The organism is Photorhabdus kayaii (assembly GCF_025384895.1).
In the GTDB taxonomy this organism is placed as follows: Bacteria; Pseudomonadota; Gammaproteobacteria; order Enterobacterales; family Enterobacteriaceae; genus Photorhabdus; species Photorhabdus kayaii.
The window spans coordinates 1-24509 of sequence record NZ_JAJAFZ010000065.1 but is presented as its reverse complement, the minus strand read 5'-3'; the positions used below and the strand labels follow the sequence as shown (position 1 = coordinate 24509).

Here is a 24509-nt window from a genome sequence, read left to right as displayed (position 1 = left end):
ATATCCCACTGTTTCCTGATCATTGGATGGAATATCAATTAAAAACATATGCCCAAATCGATGATCATTAACCAATGCAACATAATTTTTTGCACTACTGAGTTGATCAACTCTTTCAGAAAATTCATTGCCATCTATTTTTCCTGCCTGAGCCACTTTTACTGGATCAATAGCATATTCCCCTTCAATCATTAACTTAAATATATTTTGGGCAGATAAACCACAAACTGGCTCAGTAGGATCATAAGGATTTACCCCAACGATTTCTTGATAGATTTCAATGCCACCTAACTCAGAAACAGTTTCATCAATCGCCTTAAATATAGCGACTAAATCTCTATCAACGATTTTATTTTGCCAATTATCATTCCAGAGTAATTTATTTCCTTTTAGATCATTATGTAATACAATAATATCATCTATCAATTCTACGGAACTCAGATTATGCTTTTTTAGTTTTAATATATCCTTGGACTCCGACAAGCAGATTGAAGGTGCTATTTCCAGATGATCATCCGTTGTTATATTTTCAGGTGTTTTATCTTTTTTGGCGCGAGTTTCTTGTCATTTTATTATGAGTAATTAATTAGATGATGGTTTTTTCACTCCAATTAATGCATCAGAATTTTCTTTAGCAACAATAATACCTATACCATTTACCTTAACGACCGCTTTATGACTTTTTACCCATGTTGAAAGAATCTCTTTTATCTTAGATAAATAAGTTAAACAAGTAATACCCGAAACCTCAAGAATAATTTTTTCATTTTCTTGATTATCATTATTGCCTGTGACAGATATGTCCAGTTTAATCGTTAACTTCACTTTAGCCAACGCAAAACGCACATCTTCTGTTCCCCCCAAATCAGTACATAATTTTTCTAATAACGCCTGACTTATTTGTGAGCTAACCGGATTCAATTTTTGATCCACAGAATGAGAAATTTCCATAACTGTCTCTATTGTATTAGTAATATCTTGAAGTTTTACCGGTGCGGTAATGGAATATAATAAGGAAAGACGTGGGCGATTGCCAAGCGCCTGCCAAAAATTACCTAAGCTATTTAAATTTTCCTGTGGTGGAATGACTTTGGTGTAAGCACCAGGAATTTTAGGTAATTGACGATGATTAATCAATGCATTCAAAACAGATGTCATTATTTTTGCCGCCTGATTATCAGGTTGGCTATCAGGACTGCTACCATCAACTGATGGTTTGTTCGAATGCCAGTAAGTAATTAAATAATTATAATTAATATTTACCCATCCCGGTAACAATAAATTAGTCACAGGATTATAACGCTTTGGTTCAGCAGAGCGTAATTGCAAATCTTCATGTACATCATAAAGAAATACACTGATTGTCGGTTTAGATGGAATTGAATCTATATCTGGCAAATCAAAACGAATATCAACATTATTTAAATATCGAGATAAAACATCTTTTAATGCGTTATTAACTTCGACAATAGCATTATTAGGCTCAATAATATCTTTCATATCGACTCCAAATTTGATCAGTATTTAAAAAATCAGTCTACCCGTCTTATTTAATTCGAGGGTAACGGCTCGTTCTATATGTTGATTATCAATTTTTTCACTATTATTGTCCGCGGCTAATATTGATGCCAATAAGGCAATATTTCTGATATTAGCCCCCGTCAAATCAGACCGTTTAGCCAAATGTGCAAAATCAATTTCGTCGGATAATTTCAGTTGTTCAGGCCAAATAGTTTGCCACATTCTTTTACGTAATAGTTCGTCAGGATAAGTAAAATGGGTAATAAAGGTAAAACGACGATTAAAAGCGCTATCCAAATGACTACGATTATTGGTGGCTAAAATTACCAATCCCGGATAATCCTCTAATCGTTGTAATAGATAAGAAACTTCAATATTGGCATGTCTATCTTGAGCATCTTTGGTTTCACTGCGCTTGCCAAATAGTGCGTCGGCTTCATCAAAAAACAGCACCCCAGAATCCGTCTCAGCCAAATCGAAAATGCGGGCGATATTTTTTTCCGTTTCACCAATGTATTTATTCACAACGGTAGAAAGATCAACTTTAATCAAATCAACACCAAGATGCCCGGCAATCACTTCTGCGGCCATTGTTTTGCCCGTACCCGATTCACCGTGAAATAGTGCACTAATACCAGTACCATAGCCTATTTTCTCCTGAAAACCAGCACTCAAAATCTGGTCACGATAATTAATTGCCGCGATAATTTCTTTTAATTGTTGAGCTAATTCATCAGAAATCACTAAATCATCAAAATTACGTGTTGGTGTTATTCGTTTAGCCAGCTTGCCTAAGTTCTGTTGAGCGCGAAAACTTAACGCCTTACGTAAATCTATTTCTTCTAACTGCTCCTCTGGTTGTCGGAGTATTTGGTATTGATAAGCTTCTTTAAGAATTAACGGCAATGTTTCTGCGGTAAATGAGAAACGCTGACACAATTGAATAATATTAATTCTTTGAGCGGTATTATCCGGTAAACATTCTTTTAACATAGATTCTTTATCCACCAGCGTAGCTACCGGCATCTCTATTTGCACCATTGGCAGATGTTTAATCCATACTAATGCGTCTCCCGGCTCTACTAAACAAACCACCCGTAATCTTGGTTGATTTAATAAAACGAATAATACGTTATTCAATATTTTCTTTTCCTCTGCGAGCAAAGAAAAATTGCGAATTAATAAACAAGCATTATGTAAACGTGTTTCTCTCACTGCATCTGCTAGCAAACTAGCTATTACAGTTGAGTTTTCTTCCTCTGGTAATCGAGCTAAATCCAAGATTAAAGTGTTAATTCTGTGAAACGCCATAATATTGCCGACCGCTAATTCTCTGGCACTATGCTGTTTTCCTCTAAGTATCACCAGCGGGCGAATCTCATCAGTTTCATTCAATAATATCTTTTCAAGTGAATGACAAAGGGTTGGTGGATACCAAAGGTGCGAAACAGGAGAATGCCAATAAGCACAAGTTATTAGGGACGGCAAAATTACCCGTTGGCCTGATAAAAAATGCCAGACAGCGCTGTGAGTTAAAAATTGCGTTTGAAGCCAAATAGGCTCCTCGTAATTATTGAGTCGCAATAATTGATTACTAATTAACGGTGTTTGTGGCAAAAAACTGTTTCGCAGTAATTGCCTATCACTTTGGCATTGGCTAAATAATTCAATTACTAAAGCAAAACTAGGCCATTGCTTTTTACTGTTACCGTGCAGAGCAGCAAATAATGCATGATAACGGCTGTCAAAATGTGGCAATAAACCTAATAATAAGGCATCACGCTCAAATTCCGTCAGTTCAAAACGTTCAACCAATAAAGACAATTCATCAATGGATGGGTTTTCTTCAATTTCAGGCAGGTTAATAATATCATCCTGTTTAATTATCCAATGCGGAATACCTAATGGTGTTGCTAAATGTTGTCTTATTTCATCCTCAGTCAGTAAAAAACTCTCCGGTAAGGAGTCATATTTATCTCTATTCTGATAATAGTAATGTTGTAATTGCAGATCGATACGTTCCAGATGGGGATAAATCCAACGTAATTCAGCCATCATATATACCCTATTGATTTCAAGATGGATCGCGACGGCAAGGGAAAGAGTTCATATAAACCTTTTAAATGTTTTGCCAGTCAATTCGTAAAGGAAGATTTAGCCAGGGAAGTTTGGCGATATTTAACGGCCACGGCCAGTCGGCTAATAGCACATCAAATGGCTGATACTGTACCGTGATTTTAATTTCCAGTTCATTTATCAACAATTCACCCGGCCGCTGTAAAAATAGTTGACGGATATCATTACGACTCAGTTTTTTCCAGCCCGGAAGTTGAGTAATAATCACATCTAACCATTGTTCTATTATCAACTGTTTTTCTGGTTCAACAGGGATTGATTGTGTCTCTTCATCAATCATTAACCCACACAGAACGTTATTCAATATTTTTCTCTCTACTTGCGTCTCTTCACTCCCCCAAATAAGATAATCCAGAGAATCAATCGCCCTAAATTGAGCTTGATGATGGATAAAATTTTTCTCTTCAAGTAGACCCAGATGATTAAATAATGCGGGTAACATCGGCCATAGAATCAATATTCCAGCATTACTGACTTGATATAGCGGTAATAAACCCGGCTCAGAACATGGTCTATTAATTACTCGACGTTGGCTACCATTATTGTCTTTAACGCACACGTTATCTGGTGTTAATAATATTGGCTGATCTTGCAAAATTAATTTTTGATTTGCATTATTTGGAATAAAGCGTTGTGACAGATCGCGATATTCCTCAACAGGAAGATGTTTTTTACACATTTGCCAAACAGGAGCTAATTGCCACAGCGGTGCTAACCAAGCCAAACCTACATTGTTATATAACGCTGGATGTTGCAATAGCTGGAGAATATTTTCTGTTTTAATTTCCCCCTTCTGAATTGCTGCCGCTATTAATGAAAGCTGATGATGATTTAATGGCGGTAAAGTTTTCTGAGTCTCCGTCGCTAATCTCTGTAATAACTCAGTCAACAAAGAATTAACTGCGACTGTTTGTTGTAAAGTGTGTTCCCTAATAATCTGATCTTCACAGCTAAAGCGATTAACTAAATCTTCATATTCCTGAATCGAGAGGTGTTTTTTGCACAGTTTTGGAATCCATTCTATTTGCCAAAGCAGCTTCAACCATGCATTTAATAAGGCACTTTCAGCGACTATATTTTGGCGAAATAATGTAATAATAGACACAATATCAAGCATACTGTTATCACGTTCAGCCATGATATATGACATCACTTTCATATCTGGTTTAGGTATTTCCTGCGTATTATGTCGCTGTATATATCCCAAGGCATTCAATACCAATTGCCAAGAAGAAATTATCTTTCCTTGATGCTGAGATTTATCTATATCCTCCAACAATTTGTGATTAATCGCAGTTAATAAAGCAGGTTGACTGATAGCTAAAAGTCGCTGTAAACCATGCTCAGATAAGCAACTTTTTGCCAAAAATAATGTTAATTTGCTCTCCATTCGCATTAATTGGTTAATTAAAACTTTAATATTAACGTCAATGTTTCTGTTATCTGCTATTACTTTTTCAGGATTTAATTTAACCTCTTTTTGATATAAATACTGGATAAATTCCTCAATATCAGATAAATCATTACTATGTAATAAAGAGGATTTACCGGTATTCTGGGGTATTATTGAATTTTCCGAAGTGGTTTTTTCCTTATTATTTTCCCGATATTGACCCAATGCTTTATTTAGCTCAGTATTAAGTCGAATAGGAAACAGAGAATTAAAATTATTTGAATTAATTTCACAAAGATTCAGCGTTAATTTATCTAAATAGATATCCTGATTAATAGAACGTTTATTAAGGTATAAATTAAGTAATTTATGCATACTGACTTGATTAAGCAGAGAACCATGTAATAATTTTTTAGCTACCTGTTGATTATTAGCTTCAATAGTAATAGTAATTCGATTTAATAAATTTTGTTCCGAAGTCATAAATAGCATTCTCTTTACGATTAATGGATAATTTAAATTTTTAATTTTTAATTTTTAATTTTTAATTTTTAATTTTTTCATAAATATTAAAGTTTCATAATAAAAGCAAGAATATAATAAGGAACTGTTATTTTATTACTATGGGAATGTCTACCTGTGTTTTTCACATCAATGTCATGATTATGTGTTTCTGGACTGTTTCCGTTTACAACACCTTTAGATGTGGTCATCCCTGTTGAATAATAGAGATATCTATTTCTAGTATTATTTGAAGAAGCTACCGCTCTCTTGTCTGAAGATATCTCATAAGCTCCATATTGAGCCATTATATTTGTATCAATAATTATTCCACTAAGATGATCGTGGTTAGGTATTTGACCAATAGATAACGATTTCTCATTTGTTTTGCCATTGATATTTAATGTAGCCTCATCAGAATTAAAACTAAATGATTTACCATCTTTAGGTCCTGAAACTTTAGTATTACTTTGCCCTTTAACACCAGAAAAATCCCCGCCTAAAATAAATCGATCGATCAAATTTGGTGTACCATTATTACCATCGCATAATGCCCATCCCTCAGGAGCATTACTGCCAGAAAACATCACAATCATTCCTCTGGGGAGTACTTTGTTAGGATCAATACTGACACCTTTATCATCAACCTTAATACCATTGCCAGCTTTAACTGAAACACCATTTTTATCAACATTAATACCATTACTAGCTTGGACATCTAATCCCTCATCTCCTATTCTTACTCCCCAACCAATTCCTACAGATATCCCAATAGATTCGACTTTGATGGTTGTATTTTTTGTCTTTACAGAGACACCATCAGCATCAACATTGATGCCATTATTAGATTTAACTGAAATACCTTTGCCATCAACAGTAATACCATTAGCAGCCTTGACAGCGACATCATCTGTATTTACAACAATACCATTACCTTGACCAACAGATATTCCATTCTCTTTATTAATCAAACCACTACCAAGGTCTACAGATAAAATATCTTTTTCTAGTATTAATGGAGAAAAGTCTTTACTGGAGATAGGACCCATCTTTAAATTAAGCGTACCATTATCATCCAGTTTCAATCCTGTTCCTGGCCCAGTTTGTTTCGGTACTTTCCCGACTGCTTTGCGACCAATATCAGCAATATCAATTAAATGTTCATAATCAGTTTGCAATGGAATGCTACCTGCTTTAAAACGTTTTTTTAAATCATCTGCTGAAAGATCTTCTACTTTATTATTAGTATTTTCTTGATTACTCTCTGAATTGGGAAAATCGTTCTTCTTTTCCATTTTTATCACCTTATATATTCGTCTCTAATAACATATACCCGTCATCTTTCAAGTTGCCTCTTTGTTGGCTGCACTCACTCACCCCGGTCACATCGTTATCTATGCGCCCGGGGATTCGCTCCCTTGCCGCCGCGATCCATCTTGAAATCCATAGGGTATAGTAATAATTAAAGATAATGAATTTAATAATACAACAAACATCTCTCTTTACGTATAAATCAACCTTTGTCTTTGTCACGATAAATATTATCTTTAACTTTAGGTACATACAGCAACTGATTACTCTCAATAAATTTAGCATTCCATTCTGTTTCAGACTCACCAATGACCTCAGTTCTCTGTTGTTCAGTGGCAATTCTCATATTCCCTATACCTGTTAATTCAGAAGGCAGACGACCTAATGTTAACATTTCTAAAATATGGTATGCTTCATCCCCTAAAGCAGAACCATTATTTTGCCAACGCTTATAGGTGCTGGCAAAATTCCTGAAATGGTCCGGTGATAACCAATGAATAATCATGGAAACATGAGCAGGAAATTCAGCTAAAATCTCAGTTTTTACCCACGATTCCAGTCCATGATGATCAACGTTGTTATTCTCAATTAACTGGCGATTAATGACTACGCTGACGACAAATGAAAAACGATCAGTATGCGCGTATTCTGCACTAGAGAAATACCAGCGGTAACGCCATGCATTTTCCTTTTCTGGAAAAGGTTTGGTATTTTTATCTCGTTTAATTAATATCTTACCCTTAATATGATCGAATTTTTTTACCCACGCTTTAAGCATATAGTCAGATGGAGAATTCATATCAGCGGATATTTTTTTGGCTGGTTCATAAGGGGTAATTTTATATTTTAGTGTGATTTCATCCCCTTCTTTGATCATAGCAGGAAAAGGGCTTTGGGGACTAGATGTGATCCAGAGTTCATCGTCTTCTTTATTTTTTTGATGTATTTCATCGGCATAAACCAGTTGATAATCCATATCTTCCAACCACACCAGGCTATTTTGCCAGACTAGTTTTTTGTCAGTAAATGCCTGTTGCACTCTGTTCAAATTGTGTTCCAAAGCAACACTGTTATGGGTGTCAAGATAAAATGATTTTTCTGTAATCTCAGTGATCACCTGGCCCCGTAATGTGAATCCGTTCTCGCCTTTAATAATCAAGTCAATCATTTGACCATGTAATAACTGCCCTGCTGTACTTTGCTGAATAATAATTAAATGATGGCTTTTAGAATCAGGATGATTTTTAATTTCCAGATTATCAGGTATTTGTTCACTGTTGAATGCCTCATCAGGTTTCACGGGTAACAGCCGGCGATGCTCAATTAAATAGAAAGGAAGATCAGCTAAATCAGGCGGTTCACTAAAACATTTTCTTCCCAAGCCTAACCGAGCTGCAATTCGTTTTTGCAGCGCCGATACTTTATCAATGCGAATATTATTACGATGGTAGGCCAACTCTGGTTGTTGAGCCAAGTAACCGCGCTGAGTGGATAAAAAATCCTGTCGATTGAGAATAAGTGGTCTGGCGGCTCGCTGTGTACCAAAATAGCCTAACAGATATTCAAGAATAGCCAGCTCTTTTGCATAGTTTCGCTCATGGATGCCATCATCATTACCAATTTGTACATCATTATTCAGTTTCTTAATTAAGTCGGGCATTATCTCCTGATGAACGTTCTGACTGACGGTATTAACCTTGAAAGGCCATTGTGCACCGTATACCGTATTTCCTCGTTGTTTAAACGCCAATAGTTTTGGCAATAAGGCAAGTTCTGCGCAACCGTTAGCTAATATTTGTTCAAAAGGCAGAATAAATTGATGTAACTGTCGTTGTTGTAAGGTATGTTTATTAGTCTGCAATCCATAACAAGCCGGTAATTTATTACTTACCGGATAATAATCCAACACTTTACGGTGCTTACCCCAGTTTAATAATTCTGGTTGTGTATTAATCAGTGGTTCTGTAATGATCTTCTTCTTTATCTCTTCGCTAGAAACTACAACTTTCACACCACCTTTGGCAATAAGAGTCAATGGGCTGTCTGATGAGGTAATCAATCCCAAGGGATCATCACCCCATAATCTGGGATAATATCCTTTCGCAATTTGCCAAGACCAATTATCTTGCAGTAGCGGAGAAATAATTTTCTTATTATCTTTATTTTCATCTAATTCCAGCCTAATAATACTTTGAACTCCCTTGATAGCCAATAATCGGTTAACCAAATGGCTTAGATTTAATATCGTCGCACCACTGTAATCTTTGATCGGGGGTAATTCAGGTATCCAACCGTGATGTAAATAAGGCCCGTCAAAAATTTCTTCATTATTGTAACCCATTTCTTTCATTATCTGGGTGGTATAACGTAGCGGCTTTTCCTGCACCGTTTGTTCCGCTGTCATATAAATTTGAGCAAATACGTCAGCGATATCTTTAACATCATTATCAAGCTGAATATCCATCTTCAATGGCAAATCAATAGGTTCTAACCAGATAACCCGACTCACCCATTCTCCTAAATTACGATTATCTTTCAGGAAAACGTTAAGTTTCTCCTGTGCCAACTTATTATCGATCTGAGTTTCCCGGCCTGGGAGCAAATAAAGCCAATAATTTCCTCTTAATGTTAACTGTTCACTATCTGAATCTGCGATTTGAATAAATCTGTATTCACGTTTCTTTTTGCTATACCAGTATGTATAGCGTTGATCGTTAGGTTCACATACCAGTAGTACATCATTAAATAAAAAGTAACCATCAACCGTGTTGTCACTATGCAAGTCCAGCAACGCCCGGCGATAATCCGCCAACGTAATTGGACCACAAGTCAGCATCTGTTGCGGGCCAAACTCTTGGGGGAAAATACCGTCGCCGGGTGTCTGTTCCTCCTTTCTGGGCGTCAGAAGATCTAAAAGCGGCAGCGAATGACGGTAAGCTAAATCTGATGCACCATAACAACAGGCTTCTAATAAGGTGATACCGGGATCACTTTCACTGATATCACGCCAAAATTGACCAGACTGTTGTTCAATAACAGCCTTAGCCTGAGCAAGTAAGGTATCAAAGGCAATATCGTCTTTAACAACGGGAAACAGAGCATCCTGATGACTCATTGATTAACTCCTTATTTGAGGAATGTTTATCTGACCAGACTAAAATCAACACTTCATTATCATTAGCTTCGATATTTGTACCCACGGCACCCGTAACTCGATTAACTATTGTTATGCTTAAATTGGTGACGCGTTCTACCAAAGGGGATTGTTGGATGGTGGCTAATAACTGGTAGTAGTCAATGTGATTACCCATCGTCACACCGATAGCAGGATTCTCTCCCCACGGCATATACGTTCTGCTTAATTGCTGTTGTAGCTGGTGATAGCCGTAGTCAGAATTAATGCCTGAGATAAAGGTCACTTGGTAATCCACATTAACGTCAACATAAGTAGGATTGTTGATTTCAATGGTTACCCAAGGGCTACTTAATCGATTTAACCATTCGACCATCTCGGCCAATCGCGCCGGGTTCAGTGCTGGGCGTAATGCATCGTCGTTATCCTTGTAACGGCTGTCTGGGATGACTATCAATTGTTGCTTTTCCGGCGCCGGGAGGGTGGTTAATTTACTGCCTGAATGGTGTCTGACATCAAGTAGGCTAACAAAATGATCTTTTAGTAAGGTGACCATGTTCCCCCAACTCAACACTCGGTTACGATGGGACAGCCGGACAGGAATTCGCTTTAAGAAGGCTTGCTCAGTTTCTTGCGGGCGACCGTTCCAGGAAGCCCAAGGTTGCGTAACACCGCTGATTGCCGGAATAGTGTTTGCCGGCTGTTTTATGCTGCCAACGGCCAATCCATTAATAAAATGTTCCTGCTCAACAGCTTCTGCGTTAGCTAAGGTGACAGTGGTAGCGTTATACAGCAAACCTTTAATACGTGGGTAATCTTGGGGATCAGTCTTATCCGTTATCTCGGCTTTCAGCCAGTACCGCCCTGACGGCATCAGAGCGGCCTGATTTGAGGCATCTTGTGGCAATAAAGTGCGCCAGATACCCCGGTCGAACAGGTTATCAGTTTGATCGTCAACGAATTTATCCAATTTACTCCAGGTATTGCACTTGTCGAGATAAAACCAAGATAAAGCCTGTTTTTTTACCCCTTCTAATTGCCAATAAAGAGATAAAGTTTGACCCGGTAGTACTCCGGTAAAGCCCAAATAGAATGCATCATGAGTAAATGTCAGTGTTTCTGCTGCTTCACCCCGGCCAAAAGGCGTCAGAGGGTAAACAGTAAATTGCTTAGATTTAACTTCAACGTTGAATTGAATCTGCAACGCACTGATTTGTGGGATATAGGGTAAATTTTTATCTTTGGGATCTTTCCAGTATTGGGTATGCATAAAATCCTGCTCGGCGAGTTCTATACGCACGGATGCAGGCCAATCATTGGGATTCGAGCTGTCTGTAAGGGGAAAATTCATTGCTGGCAAGGTAAATTTTAAGCTTTGTCCTTGTGGTTTCTCCTTTCCATTGAATAATGATTGCGCTTCATTAAGCTTTTCTCTCTTTTGAGGCGTGACTAAGTAACCCTGTACTTTAAATGCACTATTATCGAGCTGGGTCTCATATCCTCCATACCATGTTGAAAAGTTTTGTTGAGGCAATCCTACCCATTGAGGGGTAATCGTCAAGGTCGCGTTTTCGAAGTTATACCATTCAGGAGCAACCAGATTAAAACCAGAGCCTAATAACGGTGATTGACCAAAAGGAAAACTAGTCGCATTCGTTTGTTCAATACCGCTATCAGACGCATAGTACACACTACGGTTGCCGTTAATGTTGATGTTGATCTCGATGTCTTTGATCTTCGGCAACCTCGGTCCCTGTTTGGTGCTCAGTTTTAGTACCGGTACATCAAACGTCATATTATCTAAAGCATCAGGTGGGCTAATGGGGTCATCGTTAGCTGATAAGCTGAGTTTGAGGTTAGCCTTTTCTTTTTCTACTAATAATGAAAGCCAGTGATCTCCCGAGCTAATCTGAGCGGTGACTTGATTAGAATCCCCCGCCCACTCGCTGTCTAATGTCACTTTAATCGTGCGCTCTCCCGCTGACATCGTCAATAAAGGCGAAGTAATTAAGTAGCCAGACAGAACCGGAACATCATTAGGCGTTGGGCTAAAAAGTCGAATACCGTTTTCAGGCAATGCAATGTTATCTGCAAGATTTAGTGGTATTGCCGATTTCCAGCCATCCCCCTCTTTTCGATACCAACGCAGGTCGGTTAATTCTCCTTGATTTGCTAATATATTCGATTCAGACACATACTGTAATGGATTGCCAGCGCTATCATGTCCAGCATCAAAGCGGGTGCCTTTCGGAATAAGATATTCAACGCTACTCGAATTCAGCGTGATACCAATTGCAACCTGATCTGCTTGAGCATTTCTCGGTTTTAAGCCTAACAATTGTCGGTAATAAAGATCACGATGACGTGCCGGAAAGGTATTGAATAATATTTTAGTGGTTTCTAATAGTTTTAAAAAAGCCAGTAAAAAAGCCTGATGCGCTGGTAAAAGGCCATTGGCTTTATTCGCATCTTGGTAAATATCCGCTAATTGCTGAGGGTTGTTTTCCTGAATAAAGTAGAAGCTACTCCAAAGTTTTTCTTTCTCTTGTTCAAAAGGGATTTTTTCCGTATATTCCTGAAGCCAATTTAATATATCCAGCGTACTTCTTTCATCAAGTTTAAAAGTAGTATCCGATACCATAGCAGTAAGTTTATTTTCTAATTCTGTCTGCCCCATATTTATTCCACCTGTTATTTGAATATAACTTTAAGATATTTTCAGGAGATGATCATTATTTAAAAATAAATTAAAAGGTTATTTATCCGGCACTGACAGCATATTGACTGGCAATAAATCGGCCTTTACCCATACTGGGTGCTGTTATATCCGGGCCACTCTGTGGATTATTTGCCGGCTGTGATGGAGTAAAACGAGCAATAAATTGTTGCCCAACAACAATCACCGTGGCAAGGCTACGGCAAAAGTTTATTGTCTGGCTAGCATCCAATTGAGCAATGGTGACCATCCCCATGCCAGGTACCGGGTGGATAGGAGTAATATATTGCGCTTGAAGCTGTATCTTTTTTTCATCACCCACGATGACAATCTTTTTGCCTTGGATTTTGGCGTGCCCGCTGCCCCTGATAATTGCTGGCCCCACAAGAGTGACCTGTCGGTTACCGAACAAGGGTTCGAATAGCAAGGTGTCGCCATCAACCACCAGTTGTTTGCTCATAAGATCACCTCTATCAGCCCTTCACCCATCTCAAGAATACCTTCAATTTGCTGGCTAATTTCGCTGCCTCTCAAGGCATAATTCACCTGAACTTGTAAGGTATTCGATAAATCGGTTTTCTGACTCACTTTAATTTCAGTCATTTCTGCACGGGGTTCATAGCGCAATACTCGCTCTTCAATACGCGTTTGAATGCTAGCTATCAATTCATCACTAATATTTTCAAACAGATAATCATTGAGACCACAACCGTAATCTTCACGCATAATCCGTTCACCGGGTTCAGTCAGAAAAAGAATTTTCATACTCTGGCGAACATGTTCTGCCCCTTCCGCCATGATGATTCCAGTCTGAGAAGAAAATTGAGGCGGAAATGCCCAACCCCGACCATAAATATCGGCTAATATTTTGTCTGCCATTTCACTACCCTATTATTGTGTTAAATTAATTTTCGCACCTTTAATATCGACGCCAGATTTTCCAGCGGCTGACAGGGATTTTTCAGCCCGGATATTAATTTCCTGTGCATTCGCTATTATATTTTTAGCAGAATTAAACGTGATATCTTTATCCTGTTGCAGAGATAAAATATTTTTTCCACTATTAAATGCGAGCGTCTGCTCTTTATTATCGAAGATTAACGCCTGCTGATTTTCCCCCTGTTTAATCACTAATGTTTTTATTTGATTTTTTTCACTCGGTTCTAACGGGGATTTGTTTTTGGGATTATGCATAGCGCCTAATATCACCGGAAAACGGGGATCACATTCAAAGAAACCGATTATCACCTCATCCCCCGCTTCTGGGTAAAAACAGAATCCGCTTTCATGACTGGCATAAGGTTTACCTAAGCGGGCAAAAAGTGTGCCGCCGGTTAAGCTTAAGGCGGGTACTTTGACTGGAATACGATCCAGCGACTGGCTGTCTGGTTGGCATTTTTCCACGATACCAACATGTAACTCTTTAACCGGCGGTACAGCCTGTTCTACATCTGATTGCACGCCTAACGTTAACCGGGTACGCCAACCTTGTCGCTGGTTGATGGTCTGGCTAACACCGGTGATAATCGCCTGTCCATCCATCCCTTGCCCGAAGCCAGTCAACGCCAAAACATCACCCGGACAATAACGATTATCCCCTTCGACTTCAAAACTGCCGGATACATTATGGCTTCGCCGATTACCCATGATGCTTTGAGTAAATTGTTTGGTTTGTTCATTATCCAATGGATAGCTGAAAATCCATTGCCACTCTTGATCGGTCAGCGATTTCAAACTGTCCGTAGCAAGTTGACCGCGACCAAAGCCACTATTTTTTGCCTGAATCGCCTGAGACAATTTTTGTTGGCTAATGTCCCAAGACTGCACACTTACTGTTTTAGGGCTGCGCTGATTATCCCATTGCAGATTGGCTTCAAACAGCACAACACTCTGGTGGTCACCGCGCTGGCGAATGGTGTGTACGGTTGACTGATTAAGTGATTCCGGTGTTACCAACGTAACGGTATCATGGCCGGGGAGCAGCCAAGTATTCGTAGCAGTAAGTCGGCTTTTTAAGAATGTCCAATCATTGCAACGAAACTGCACCATTTGCTCATGTACCGTTTTAAGTTGAGGCGCCTGTTTTATCGTGACAGGCACACCGGCCTGGCTGAATAGCTTCTTGATAATCGCCTCATCACTCTGTTTACTGAATAGCTGCGAGCGGAAACTATGGGTTAATTTTTGCAATGGATGTTTTGCCGTCAGAATCACTAGACTGTCCTGACCTTTAAGCTTCAGTGTCTGCCGGACGATGATCCCTTTAAACAACACATTTTTTTGTATCTGCACAATAAGTTCATGATTCGGGCGGCAACCTGCCAACTCAGCTTGCACCTTAGCATCAAAAATATGGTTGGTATCACCGATGATAGCCAAAGTGACGTTAGCCGAAGGAATGCCATTGATAGGGTAATTTACTGACAGGCCGATAACCGTAAACTGATTGAGTGTTTTACCGCCTACTTTAACCGCAATCGGAGGTATTTTCATGCTTCCCTCCGTGCTTGTAGCGTCTGTCCCGGAGTAAAATCATCAAGATTATCCAGACCGTTTTGCCAAGCCAAAGAGAGATAATCGATACCACCCGCTAAAGCAGCACCAGCGCCCAGCGCGATTAATGGCAGGGAGAGCATATCAGTTACACTAACCGCAGTGGCTGGCGGCGATTTTAACTGTTGTTCAGTGGTCTGAATAACAAAGCTCTCATCCGCCACCAGCGATAAAGTGGCAATTGCCCGCAACGGCGTGGCATCCCGATCAAATAAGGTGTAATGAATACTAAGACCACTGGCCCGGCAGGCAAAATAGCCTTTGTTTTCCCAACGCATTTTGCCCCATTTGATTTTAAGAAAGTGTGGAACTTTGGTACCGGCATCAACGGCACAGAGGGTTTTCAAGGTCGTCAGCTGGGTTTCTATCGGAATATTATTGCCGGGCATGGAGGCATCAAATAACAGATCTAATGACAGGCCAGCGGGCTGAGACGACATATAGTGGTTGCTTTGGTGGATATGGGTAATGCTTTCATCGTTTTTATAATTGGCTTGATAATTGAACTGGATTGCATCGGGGTTATATATAACCGGTAAACTACCCACCAATATTTTACTTTCCCGATCTTTAAAAGCCGTCAGCGTGAGTTTGGATAGGCTACGTTCAATTAAGCTCATAATGGCCTCCTGTTTCACATAATGCCTCTAGCACCTCCCGTTTCACCTTCTCAATCAGGCGAGCCTCATCCAACGCTTCTTGGGCTAATGTTCGCGGAGATGATAAATCATCCGCAGAATCGGTAACTTTAGCCTGAATAATCAGTTCTTTAATTTCTACAGTCATGCTTTCACTCCTAACCAGCGCATATCCTGGTAACGTAACTCCAGAGAATTGACCAAAACGGCATTGCTATTGGCATCAAAATCACCGGTAGACCAACGAACCGGTAACGCGTTACTTACGGTCCAACTTGCCACAGGTAAAAAATTTTCATTCAGCAACATAATGACCACATCAGCATAAACCGCTTTTTCTCCACGCAAGACACGATCAAATATCAGAGTCAGCGGTGTAATCGTCATAACACCACGTTCCAGTACCAAACTGCCGTGCTGGATCTTCTCGGCCAGCCAAACATTTCTGGCATTTTCCCCGCCCTGGCTGTGTTGGGTGGTTTGCAGTTCACGGCTGAGCCCCGATATGCGCTGAAAAGCAATATCAAGTGGACTGGGAATATTGTTAAACAGAAAACTGGCGATAAAACGGTGTGATACTGATGGGGTATATAGATTGTACATATTTTGCCCCTGTTTAATTTAGTCCTGTTGTCCCGGTACGCGTATCAAACGTCAGACTGAGTTCAATAAATTCCGCCGGAACTAGCAGAGCCAGTTTGATTTTCATAATCATTTTCCCGGCCCGCAAATCCGCTTCACTCATTGATTCGTCAACACCAAGTAATATGTCAAATGCCTGTTCTTCCTCAGTACCCCGTAGCCCACCTCTCAACCACAACTGATGCAGCCAGTTGTAAGTTTGGCCTTTAAGTTTCATCCAAGTGATAGCGTTATTAGGTTCAAACACAAAGGCTCGGCCTAATCGGGTGATATGCGCTTCAATATAGGAGACCAGACGACGGATTTGGATATAGCGCCAAGGGGAGTCGAAAATGTTATCCAGAGTTCGGCATCCCCAAACTTTAATTCCTTTGCCGGGGAAGCTGCGAACCAGATTCAACGAAGCGCCATGCTGATTAAAGAGCGCATCAGCTTCAATAAAAGAGCGTACCGGGCTGACTACCTTAGCTAGCACTACGTTGGCTGGCGCGGTCCAGATATCTTGCTGATTATCATTACGCTGGATAACAGCCGCCACCGCAGCAGTAGGCGAAAGGATGATATGTTTACCACTTTCTTGGTATGTGGTTTTCAGTCCCGGCCAATATACCGCGCCCCATTGCCGATCACTTGAGGAAAACTGCTCTAAACATGTCGCGGCCAGTACCGGATCATCCGGGGCATCCAGCAATCCCATGATGCCGCGCCGACTCTTGCAAAGGTTGAGTACTGATTGCCAAAACTGTAGCCAAAGATCTCTGTTGGCACCGGATTCACTCATCTGACTAAAGCGGATAACATCAGGGACGACAATCAGCGTGATAGCACTCTCTGCGGCAATCGCCTGTTTAAGCCAATCCTGTTGCAGTGCGGTGATCAATGATTGAAAATCGTTCAGTGGCGAGTCTAGCGACAATACATAGGTTTGTTGGCCGCCATTTTCAAAAAAGTAACGTACAGAGTAGTACATTAATCCTGACTCTCGAAATGTTAGGGTGAAATCGGTCAGGCTGTTCAATTTAACCGCGGTTTTATTGCCCGCACTTCTTGGAATGTAACCAATAAAAACCGGCATACCAACAAATGCATCATCTGGCTTCTGGGATATTAGGTTCTCCGTTACTGTGACGCCAGGCTGTTTTATTTCCATTATCGTTTCCTCTACAGGACAGGCGCGGCAAACCGCGCCCCAGTATGGTTACTGTGCTACTTTTTGCGAAAATTGCAGGATAATAAATTCAGCCGGACGGACCGCCGCCATCCCAACCTTGACGATCATTCTTCCTTGCCTAATATCGCTCTCGGACATGGTGATACCTTGGCCAATTTGCACAAAATAGGCTTCCTGTTGGCTATTGCCAACCAGTGCCCCTTGCTGCCAGAGTTGGTGGAGATAGTTGTCAATGGCTGACCTTACTCGCTCCCAGGTCGGTTGGCTATTGGGCTCAAAGACGGCAAATCGCATGGCCTGTTTGATATCCCGTTCCGCCGCATTAAAGAGACGCCGTACCGGAATATAGCGCCAGTTGTCATCATCTTTCAGGGTACGTGAGCCCCACACGACAAACCCTCGATTATTGAAATAGCGGATAGCATTGATACCTTTTTGATTCATGGTACCTTGCTCATCTTCGGTGAGCCGTTCTTCTATATCACTAATGCCACTCAAAACAACATTAGCCGGCGCTTTCCAGACACCACGATGGGTATCAGTGGCACAATAAACACCAGCTATCACTGCACTGGCGGGAATCATTCTATTTATGTTTTGTATTTTACAAATAGCTTCCTGATAGACATTCAGGTTTTTCTCTTTGAGTTCCGTCAGATTGGTAACCTCGTTTTTTTCTGCATCCTGATAACCTGAAACCACTACAAGGCTCTCTTCCATTTGTATAGGCTGTGAGACTTTCACCGCTGGATAATACGTTGCGGTTTGTGAAGGTACGTTAGCGCTAAGGGCGGTTGTTTTACCTTGGTTATCAGCGATAAGGAAATAGCCAGCATTCAATAATGAAGGCGTCAAACTGTTATATATTTGACTCTGATAACCAGAATTCTGTTCAGAGCAGACGATCAGAGTAATTTCTAAAGCCTGCTCAATTAATTCAGGGATTAAGCCCAGAGTTTTAGTATCTTCCAAATCAGCAATTGGCAAGATATAACAAGGTCCACCGCCATTTTGGAAATAAAGTTTTAAAGCATCACTGCTTGTCGTGTAGTTAGCGATCACCTCGTAAGTGTAATCCGCTTTTTTTTCTTCTTTTCCATTTGTATCGTCATTAACTACTTCATTGTTTTCAACTGATATATCACCTTCAACTTTTTTAGATTTTTTAGGGGGAGACGGAGGCGGAGATGGCGGTATTGATTTGATAGCTATCGACATAACACCACCTACATGAAATAGGTTAGTGAAATCCAACCAGCTACTAACCCGTGTCACTTGTGGCGTTGAGCTGGTTTTCTTAGGTGAGAAGCGGCCAATAAAAACAGGGATTGCCGTGTTCCCTTGACTAATAGAAAGCGCCAGTGATGCATCTTCTTCAATATAGACGCCCGGATAAGTTGGTGCTATTGGCATATGGCCTCCAATTATTGTGCGACGCTCTGCGTAAACTGCAAGATAATAAACTCGGCTGGACGAACCGCCGCCATACCCACTTTGACAATCATTTTGCCCTGTTTAATCTCGTCATCAGTCATAGTGATATTTTTACCTATTTGAACAAAATAAGCCTGATCAGCTTTATTTCCCACCAATCCACCTTGTTGCCAAAGAGAATAAAGATAATTATCAATAGCCCGACGCACAGCTTCCCAAGTAGGTTGGCTATTAGGTTCAAAAACCGCAAAACTCATAGCATTTTTAATGTCTCGCTCCGCGCTGTTAAACAGGCGGCGAACCGGGATGTAACGCCAATTATCGCTGTCCTCAAGCGTACGAGCTCCCCAAACCAATGTGCCGCTTTTAGGGAAGTTACGGATCATATTCAGTGCCTTACCTTGGTTATATTGTCCTTGCAGGTCGTCAGTCACCGGGTATTTAGGCTGGAGTCCTCCTTGAATAGCTACGTTAGCAGGTGCTTGCCAAACACCTCGGTTGTTATCAACACTGGCATAAATACCGGCCATCACCGCACTGGGTGGAATATCAACAAGCGTTTTATTTTTCCCCCATTCAGCGGTCAGCCAAGGATAATAAACTGCGCCATAGGGGGTAGAAGGATAAGAGTCGAGTATATTTTCTGGTTCTTTTATGTTAGTGGTGTTATTTCGGTGTTTAGGTTTAGGAGCGCCATCTTCTTTTTCTTTCGCGATATCAACGTCTGGACCATCAAAAATAGCAAATAATCCTTTACCCGGTTTGCAAAGTTCCGCGACAGCAGTAGTAATATTTTCTCCCGCAGCAACCAACAATGTGACATCATCCAGTGTTGGAACTTGGCCGACTAAGTCTTTAATTTTCACGAGATAGCAATATCCACCACCGTTAATAAAATAGGCCCTTAGTGAAATATCAAGCTTATCATCAGGATTAAATTGCTCACCTTTTCGTGTCAAATAATCCAGCCAACCACTAATACGAAGATGAGCATCTGTGGATAAAAATTTATTATTATCTGCAACCGCAAAAATAGGAACCGCCGTTGCACTTGTACGAACAGAAAGCGCCAATGAAGCATCTTCTTCAATATAGACACCCGGATAGGTTGTACTCATTGTCATAATATTCGCCTTTAAACAGTACTGCATTGAATTGATATGTCAGACTATTCCTGACACCAAACAGTATATTAATGGAATTCAACAGTCACCCGATCGGCTTTCAAACTCATTTCCTGCACCGCAACTTCATTACTGGTCGCATCAAAACTGGGTGCCGTCAGTTTTTCTGGGAAAGCATTAGCAATATTCCAAGTAATTAGCAAATTTGAACCTGTTTCATCGGTGAGACTAATAGAAATATCTTTCTTCTCTATCTGATTAAGCGAAATAGAATTAATCCAATCGTACAATTTAGATTGCCCTTTAAAAATACCGCGCTTCAAGGTAATTGTTGGCCTCTGACGCTGACCGGGCATTTGTAACCAATTACCAATTCCATCACGATATTCAATGGTGTCATAGCTAATATCCAATCCCGATACACTTTGGAAAGACATTTGCTCATCACCAACGGTCACGACAAAACGGTGAGTTGGAATGGGGTATTGAACAGCAATTTGATCGGCAGTTGTAGACATTGTTATTTCCTTAAGAGTTAAATTCATAACCGGGTTAGAATACACATCATTTTAGGTACGCTACCGCCCTTAGGTATCATGCCTAATGCCTTACTTGTGTATTCACCGTGCTTTAATATCCAACCCCTCATTCAAGAATGAGGCGATCTGACTACTGGTTAACGTAAGTTAATACGTGATAAACATCACACTGTTGGAGCTTTAAACTATTCATCGAAACAGTAATACCCCCATACCGCCAAATAAAAGTTAAAAATAAAAAATAATTATTTTTATCTCTATTTTTACTTACAATTCAATATGATAAAATAATATCATTCAACTCATAGGGTTATTATTTGTAGACATCTATATTATCAATTTTCACAAAACGAGTTTATAAACCACAAATAATACCTAAAAATATTTTATCTATATTTCTAAATCTTCCTTACTTCATGGACAATAGAGTTAGAATCACTGCAAGTATAAATAAAACTAACAATTAATTATCATTAGTTTTATTTCTTAATAAAAAACAGAAAAATAACCCATATGAAAAAATAAAATAAAAATTTTTAAATTATTTATTTTCTTGCATTACTCATGCAGAAGCTATATAAATTCTAACAGGCATAAGCCTAATTGAGCCCTCCTGGCTATAGAGAATAGACAAACACTAAACAGAGGCAGAGAATGCGTTATGTTGAAAATAACTAGAGATGTTTATTTAGACTGTGACTCAAACAAAATAATTCATGGTAAAAATATATTTATCATTACAGAAAAAGAGAAACGCCTGCTACTCGCACTGTGGGAACATGCATCCCAAGGGAATACGTTAAACCGGGAGCAACTGATCCCTCTAGTTTGGCCTGAACGCAAAGATGGCGTAGCAGAAACCAATTTACTGCAATTAATCTGCAAGTTACGCCGAACATTACGTTATTGTGATCTAGGTGAAGCCATACACACGGTGTACCGACAAGGTTATCGTTTTATCCTGCCACTTCAAGATGACGAACAAGATAATCGTCAGCTCCAAAATACTCAATTACCTATTCCCATCGCTACACCGCCAAAGCCATTTTATTGGCGTTTCACCAGGATGATTGTTATGTTTATCACCGCAATCATTTGGATATCAACTATCCTATATACAGCTCCTTTTCTGGCTAAGAGATAATGATGATTTTTATTTAAAAAATGATTAAATCCCCATCAATGGATGGTCCATTAAATTAAACAGCATACAAGCGGGTTTCATCCACTTCTTTACGGCTCATTTCAGCAAGTTATGGGCCGCTTTAATAAGAAAAGATCATGATTCATGATATTAAGTTATCTATTTTTTATCGGTGTAACTCCTTCGTCATTAATTACGACTACCGCTATCGGCAATAAATCCGTCAGGAATACATGTCCCCGCCACTGTCGGGATTTTCGTATCTCTTTGACTGATAACATCCAGATGTCAATCGGCTTGTCCATGAATTTCAATTTCCACCCCAACCAGAAATTAAGATCCCGTTAAACGTGTGTGAAAAAAGAAAAGGCCACGCAATGCGTAGCATGGAATGTGTATTAACCGCTTTTACGTTTACCTTATTCCTTTTACGTCACTGATAAATTTCAATATTTAACTGCTCATAGAAAGTGTTAAGTTAAATGTCACAGGTGAAATCACCTGATTATATATGCCAACAAATAACAGCAATAATAAGGAAACCAATATGATATCAACAAATTTCAAAATATTCCTAAACCCTAACCAAGCTATCGAAGCTTATAAAAATGGGAATATAGCCATTCCTATTCGATGGAGAAGTATAGCAATAAAAAACAACGGCCAAGCAGCAATGAGGGTTTTAAATTTCTGGGCATCCCCATTTGGGGAGTATGAATTCTATAATTCTATTGATGTCTGGCCTGGAGAAACTAAAATACTCAACGCGCCTCCTAACGCTGTTTATTACTATAGAATTACAGCCGTCAATTTAGACGCAACTCTAACCACAGAAGCTGAGTTTAATTGGATATAAAGATTCTTAAGAGTTAGCTATATATCTCTCGTATATAAGAAGATTTAGTTCAATATAGCTCAAACTTCACTACGCAGAAAGTAACATCTTCATTCTCTGCTAAATACTTATCAACTACCGAGGATTACTCGGTAGTTGAAATTGAATGCCACATCAGACATTATCTGAGAACGTGGAAGTGGACTTTATATATGAAAAACTCCGCAAGTAAGAGGCTTGGAATTCAACATAATATATACCCGTCATCTTTCAAGTTGCCTCTTTGTTGGCTGCACTCTCTCACCCCGGTCACATAGTTTTCTATGCTCCCGGGGATTCGCTCCCTTGCCGTCGCGATCCATCTTGAAATCCATTGGGTATAGTTAACGCCAGTTACAGTAAAAACGCTTGGTTTCACCTGTCTGCTTTAATATGGCACCTAGTTTTTCTACGGTTGGGTTTTCCGATTCATAATAGTAGACATCGTATTCATAATTATCGTTATCTGCATCATGATCATGCAAGAAAGTTCCAAAATCATAAGTTACATTATCAACTGAGACATAAAAATTCTTCTTGAGTACTTCTTTAACTTTCTGATAATTAGCTTTATCAAAATATACTCTCAAATACAATCCGCTGCTATTATAGTAGAACATTAAAATGCTTTTAATATCTATTTTATTTTGGGTTATATTTAAAGTACCGAAAGTAGATTCTCCCTTACCAAAGGCTCCCTTGCCACTCATATATCCCCAGTCCTGCCCAGTATCATACTTACTAGTCCCCAAGGTAACATCAAAAACCATCATATTGTTATCTGGCTCTAACAATGACCAATCACTACCCATTATATCTTCCGGCGTTGGTTGCCAAGGTAACCAATGCCCATGCTTATCGCACTTCTCAATATAAATCAGATTATTGCCTTCACTGTTAGCGTTCGATTCAGGAATAAGGCGTATGCATTCATTAGGAGAATCCCAATCACCACGACGTGCTTGATTTCCTAGATACACTTGAATAATCGCCCACGGACAAGAATTTTCTGGGGCAACAACATGATTACATTTGTATTGATCAGGGTTTAATGATTTATGCTCAGGGAGTTTATTTTCTATTTCAGTAACTTCTGGCTTATTAATTTCAGACATAAACACCTCACTTAATTATTTATTAATAAAGGTAATTTCATCTTACTGCCAAATAGCCATAAGATATTATTCAAATTAGATTCTTACTTCAATAGAATATTCTTAAGTTTACTACTGCATAGACGGTAAAGCACCGCGAGTGCTAAGCCTAAACTATTAATAAGAGTAGTTAGTGATTACGATATTTCCTGATTTATTTCCAATAGATTGATATTGTAAAATTCCATAAAAAAACCTGCCGGAGCAGGTCTATATGCTTTTCTTAGTAAATGGGTTCATGCGCTTACATGATTAAGCAGCCTTAATTCCCGCTCATTTAGACACTGGAAAGAATCTTCTACGATATGAACTAGCTTATCCAAGAGCCTATCAATACGCGAATGTGCATCTGGCATCACCACGGCCATGACCTGATAATGATTTTCATAATACCAATGTTGAGCATAAACCAGATAATTGTCACTTTTCCTGTTGTGTAGCATCACATTTGTCGGCCACGGTTTTTCATTCAGGGGAAGAATATGTAACTTCCATATTCCTGATTCCATAGCCTGCATGTTGCGC

At 39.5% G+C, this 24509-nt stretch carries 24 protein-coding genes; 2 read left to right on the top strand and 22 right to left on the bottom strand.

Going from position 1 to position 24509, the window contains the following annotated elements; genetic code table 11:
• The 18 genes from LGZ98_RS18955 to LGZ98_RS18870 all read right to left on the bottom strand — a co-directional run.
• Window positions 1–426: cycle-inhibiting factor (locus tag LGZ98_RS18955; protein WP_262978399.1), on the bottom strand; the 426-nt coding region annotated here is incomplete at its 3' end.
• A gap of 156 nt (window positions 427–582) precedes the next feature.
• Window positions 583–1500 (bottom strand): Pvc16 family protein, encoded by a 918-nt coding sequence (locus LGZ98_RS18950; protein WP_113041315.1) that lies wholly within the window; start codon window positions 1498–1500, stop codon window positions 583–585.
• A 24-nt stretch (window positions 1501–1524) separates the two neighbouring features.
• Window positions 1525–3579 carry an ATP-binding protein gene (locus LGZ98_RS18945; RefSeq protein WP_262978398.1) on the bottom strand — a complete coding sequence of 685 codons (2055 nt, stop codon included), beginning with the start codon at window positions 3577–3579 and terminating at the stop codon, window positions 1525–1527.
• 61 nt (window positions 3580–3640) lie between these two features.
• Window positions 3641–5533: a contractile injection system tape measure protein gene (locus LGZ98_RS18940; protein WP_262978397.1), complete on the bottom strand. Its 1893-nt coding sequence runs from the start codon at window positions 5531–5533 to the stop codon at window positions 3641–3643.
• A gap of 86 nt (window positions 5534–5619) precedes the next feature.
• Window positions 5620–6846 carry a tail fiber protein gene (locus LGZ98_RS18935; RefSeq protein ID WP_262978396.1) on the bottom strand — a complete coding sequence of 409 codons (1227 nt, stop codon included), beginning with the start codon at window positions 6844–6846 and terminating at the stop codon, window positions 5620–5622.
• 10 nt (window positions 6847–6856) lie between these two features.
• Window positions 6857–7084 carry a hypothetical protein gene (locus tag LGZ98_RS18930; protein ID WP_158536498.1) on the bottom strand — a complete coding sequence of 76 codons (228 nt, stop codon included), beginning with the start codon at window positions 7082–7084 and terminating at the stop codon, window positions 6857–6859.
• Entirely contained in the window at window positions 7065–9977 is a 2913-nt protein-coding gene (locus LGZ98_RS18925; RefSeq protein WP_113041311.1) for a baseplate wedge protein, read from the bottom strand. Before LGZ98_RS18925 ends, LGZ98_RS18930 begins: the two co-directional genes overlap by 20 nt.
• The gene (locus LGZ98_RS18920) at window positions 9943–12672 is read right to left on the bottom strand and encodes a baseplate J/gp47 family protein (RefSeq protein WP_113041310.1); all 2730 of its coding nucleotides are present in this window, start codon (window positions 12670–12672) and stop codon (window positions 9943–9945) included. Before LGZ98_RS18920 ends, LGZ98_RS18925 begins: the two co-directional genes overlap by 35 nt.
• Window positions 12673–12754: 82 nt before the next feature.
• Window positions 12755–13171, bottom strand: a complete 417-nt coding sequence (locus tag LGZ98_RS18915) for a contractile injection system spike tip protein (RefSeq protein ID WP_113041309.1) — start codon at window positions 13169–13171, stop codon at window positions 12755–12757.
• Entirely contained in the window at window positions 13168–13590 is a 423-nt protein-coding gene (locus tag LGZ98_RS18910) for a GPW/gp25 family protein (RefSeq protein ID WP_113041308.1), read from the bottom strand. Before LGZ98_RS18910 ends, LGZ98_RS18915 begins: the two co-directional genes overlap by 4 nt.
• Window positions 13591–13602: 12 nt before the next feature.
• Window positions 13603–15204: a phage baseplate assembly protein V gene (locus tag LGZ98_RS18905; protein ID WP_113041307.1), complete on the bottom strand. Its 1602-nt coding sequence runs from the start codon at window positions 15202–15204 to the stop codon at window positions 13603–13605.
• Entirely contained in the window at window positions 15201–15884 is a 684-nt protein-coding gene (locus LGZ98_RS18900) for a CIS tube protein (RefSeq protein ID WP_113041306.1), read from the bottom strand. Before LGZ98_RS18900 ends, LGZ98_RS18905 begins: the two co-directional genes overlap by 4 nt.
• Window positions 15871–16050: a DUF5908 family protein gene (locus tag LGZ98_RS18895; protein WP_113041305.1), complete on the bottom strand. Its 180-nt coding sequence runs from the start codon at window positions 16048–16050 to the stop codon at window positions 15871–15873. The genes LGZ98_RS18900 and LGZ98_RS18895 overlap by 14 nt, the downstream gene beginning before the upstream one ends.
• Complete coding sequence (locus LGZ98_RS18890; RefSeq protein ID WP_113041304.1) at window positions 16047–16505, bottom strand: phage tail protein; 459 nt, start codon at window positions 16503–16505, stop codon at window positions 16047–16049. The genes LGZ98_RS18895 and LGZ98_RS18890 overlap by 4 nt, the downstream gene beginning before the upstream one ends.
• A 13-nt stretch (window positions 16506–16518) precedes the next feature.
• Window positions 16519–17694 carry a phage tail sheath family protein gene (locus tag LGZ98_RS18885; RefSeq protein WP_262978395.1) on the bottom strand — a complete coding sequence of 392 codons (1176 nt, stop codon included), beginning with the start codon at window positions 17692–17694 and terminating at the stop codon, window positions 16519–16521.
• Between the two features lie 48 nt (window positions 17695–17742).
• Entirely contained in the window at window positions 17743–19128 is a 1386-nt protein-coding gene (locus tag LGZ98_RS18880; RefSeq protein WP_262978394.1) for a phage tail sheath family protein, read from the bottom strand.
• Window positions 19129–19139: 11 nt separating this feature from the next.
• Window positions 19140–20273 carry a phage tail sheath family protein gene (locus LGZ98_RS18875; protein ID WP_228902166.1) on the bottom strand — a complete coding sequence of 378 codons (1134 nt, stop codon included), beginning with the start codon at window positions 20271–20273 and terminating at the stop codon, window positions 19140–19142.
• A gap of 68 nt (window positions 20274–20341) precedes the next feature.
• The gene (locus tag LGZ98_RS18870) at window positions 20342–20791 is read right to left on the bottom strand and encodes a phage tail protein (protein WP_112875832.1); all 450 of its coding nucleotides are present in this window, start codon (window positions 20789–20791) and stop codon (window positions 20342–20344) included.
• 682 nt (window positions 20792–21473) lie between these two features.
• Here LGZ98_RS18870 and LGZ98_RS18865 point away from each other — a divergent pair.
• Entirely contained in the window at window positions 21474–21956 is a 483-nt protein-coding gene (locus LGZ98_RS18865) for a winged helix-turn-helix domain-containing protein (protein WP_228902165.1), read from the top strand.
• A gap of 155 nt (window positions 21957–22111) precedes the next feature.
• On the opposite strand, the gene LGZ98_RS18860 is transcribed toward LGZ98_RS18865, so the two are convergent.
• The gene (locus LGZ98_RS18860; protein WP_228902163.1) at window positions 22112–22261 is read right to left on the bottom strand and encodes a hypothetical protein; all 150 of its coding nucleotides are present in this window, start codon (window positions 22259–22261) and stop codon (window positions 22112–22114) included.
• A 206-nt stretch (window positions 22262–22467) separates the two neighbouring features.
• Here LGZ98_RS18860 and LGZ98_RS18855 point away from each other — a divergent pair, with 206 nt between their 5' ends.
• Window positions 22468–22812, top strand: coding sequence for a hypothetical protein (locus LGZ98_RS18855; RefSeq protein WP_011146757.1), 345 nt, complete (start codon window positions 22468–22470; stop codon window positions 22810–22812).
• A 223-nt stretch (window positions 22813–23035) separates the two neighbouring features.
• Here the strand turns inward: LGZ98_RS18855 and LGZ98_RS18850 are convergent, their stop codons facing one another.
• From LGZ98_RS18850 to LGZ98_RS18840, 3 genes are all read right to left on the bottom strand, one after another.
• Window positions 23036–23209, bottom strand: coding sequence for a hypothetical protein (locus LGZ98_RS18850; RefSeq protein WP_262978393.1), 174 nt, complete (start codon window positions 23207–23209; stop codon window positions 23036–23038).
• Window positions 23175–23945, bottom strand: a complete 771-nt coding sequence (locus LGZ98_RS18845) for a Thoeris anti-defense Tad2 family protein (protein WP_113041300.1) — start codon at window positions 23943–23945, stop codon at window positions 23175–23177. The genes LGZ98_RS18850 and LGZ98_RS18845 overlap by 35 nt, the downstream gene beginning before the upstream one ends.
• Before the next feature lie 275 nt (window positions 23946–24220).
• Window positions 24221–24509: type II toxin-antitoxin system YafO family toxin (locus LGZ98_RS18840; RefSeq protein WP_262978392.1), on the bottom strand; the 289-nt coding region annotated here is incomplete at its 5' end.